At 32.8% G+C, this 2,595-nt stretch carries 1 rRNA gene (cut by a window edge); it reads left to right on the top strand.

From position 1 onward, the window contains the following. The first annotated feature begins 1,814 nt into the window (after positions 1 to 1,814). Positions 1,815 to 2,595: ribosomal RNA gene (locus H0I26_RS19595) — 16S ribosomal RNA — on the top strand; it runs 737 nt beyond the window's last position.

Here is a 2,595-nt window from a genome sequence, read left to right as displayed (position 1 = left end):
AATTACTAGGTAAAAAGGCTGAAGTAAATAGACATAAGGCAAAAGGAACTAGATGATATAGACCATAACTTAAAAGCTATTAATAAAAAGCAAATAACTAGAAAGCAAAAGTTAGTAGAGAAAAGGGTAAGTTAAAAAGGGATATAAGAAAGTATTCACACATCATCTTTTTCCTTAAAGTAGGCACTAAGTAGAAAGTAAAGCTCAGAAGATATTAGAGAAAAGGGTTAATTCAATACGTTAGAATGTTATGTTCAAATTTGAAAACCTATAATTATGATCTATTACCTTAAAGTAGGTTATACATTATATTAAATTTACCAAAAGTGATATCTAATATTCAAATTTTAAAAACTATAAATCTGATCTTTTATTATTAAAGTATGTACCATTTGGTAGATGTTTCTTAATAAATGCTGTTTAATCAGACTACACTCAATACTGTTTATTTGTAGACGATACTGTTTTCATTCATTATTAAGTACATTATAAATTGTCTAGAATCTTATATTCAAATTAGAACCCCTTCAAACTAGATCTTTAAATTATATTAGACTATAAGTACTATGTGTTTTTTATAATTGATAGTTATTCGTATTGTAGTAGATTCCATTATATAGTAAAGAATATTAAGACTAGTAATAATTTTAATATAGTTTTAGTTTTTCGTGTGGAATTACCCAAAGATTAGACCTTGTTATATTCGTGTTTATATTGAAATGATATTTTAGGACAAAGACACTGGAGGTATAAACCTCTAAAATCTAAAATCTAAATTCAGAGCTATTTGTTATCTATTCTATTAAGACATTAGGATTCGTTCGTAGGTGAAATGTAAATTAATTTCTATAAATTTTATTGTATAAACACAAAACACAAAACACAAAACACAAAACACAAAACACAAAACACAAAACACAAAAACAAAATCTAAAATCTAATACATAATACGTATTGGTATATTTTGACTATAGTTTGAGAGTGTAAAACGATTATTGTCTTTGGTGATTGTATGGATCTGCACATGTATCAAGATTATTAGATATTTTCTAATTATTTTTTTTCAGGATCTAGTCTACTTGGATTATGTTTTGTGGTAAAAGTTGTTACTCTTAGATACCAGAATAAATTAATAAGGCTATTAAAAACAACTAATCCCTAATGAGAATATTGTAATACGGGAGTTTTACTTAAGCTGCTAGATCTTTTTTAGTATAATAGTCTTACAGGAATAATATTATTTCGAAAAAAAGCTCATTAAATATAACAGTATTCAAGATTAATAGGGACGTAATTCACTGTTCCAGGAGTTATATTATAAAGAGGATTTTGCAGTAGGACACTAAATAGGGTTTGTTTTCATACTACTATAACTTATTTAAAGTTTTTATACTTACTGTAACCTGCTAAGCATAAAGGCTTAAAGATAGATGTTACGTTTAAATTAAAAAAAGATTACCAAAAGGGTTGTGGGAACCAAAAAGGCTTGTATATTTGCACCCCGAAAACGACGTAACTATAACAGGTTATTTAGTTGTTAGGGAAACGTTCAGAGAGTTATTATGACAGTGGAATAGAAAAGAGTCAAATCTTTTCAAATAAAGCTTGTGGGATTTAAAAAAGCGAATTATATTTGCACCCGCTTAAGGAAATAACATCTTAAGAGACAGAGAAAAAAGTTCATAAACATATTGAATTGACAGCGTACGAATTTAATTGGAAACGATTAAGTTCAAACAAGAGAATAAGCCATTTTAGAGTACTAGATATTTCTTTAATTGTTAAGCATATTAGTCGAAAGACTTTAAAATTTAACGATGAAGAGTTTGATCCTGGCTCAGGATGAACGCTAGCGGCAGGCTTAACACATGCAAGTCGAGGGGTAACATTGTGCTTGCACAGATGACGACCGGCGAACGGGTGCGTAACGCGTATAGAATCTACCTCTTACTAAGGGATAGCCCAGAGAAATTTGGATTAAGACCTTATAGTATATAAGACTGGCATCAGTTTTATATTAAAGATTACGGTAAGAGATGACTATGCGTCCTATTAGCTAGATGGTGTGGTAACGGCACACCATGGCAACGATAGGTAGGGGCCCTGAGAGGGGGATCCCCCACACTGGTACTGAGACACGGACCAGACTCCTACGGGAGGCAGCAGTGAGGAATATTGGACAATGGAGGCAACTCTGATCCAGCCATGCCGCGTGCAGGATGACTGCCCTATGGGTTGTAAACTGCTTTTATACAGGAAGAAACCATCTCACGTGTGAGATCTTGACGGTACTGTAAGAATAAGGATCGGCTAACTCCGTGCCAGCAGCCGCGGTAATACGGAGGATCCAAGCGTTATCCGGAATCATTGGGTTTAAAGGGTCCGTAGGTGGATAATTAAGTCAGAGGTGAAATCCTGCAGCTCAACTGTAGAATTGCCTTTGATACTGGTTATCTTGAGTTATTATGAAGTAGTTAGAATATGTAGTGTAGCGGTGAAATGCATAGATATTACATAGAATACCAATTGCGAAGGCAGATTACTAATAATATACTGACACTGATGGACGAAAGCGTGGGGAGCGAACAGGATTAG

This window comes from Olleya sp. HaHaR_3_96 (assembly GCF_019278545.1).
Classification (GTDB): domain Bacteria; phylum Bacteroidota; class Bacteroidia; order Flavobacteriales; family Flavobacteriaceae; genus Olleya.
The sequence above is the reverse complement of the archived record's forward strand: the minus strand, read 5'-3'. Positions and strand labels throughout refer to the sequence as shown.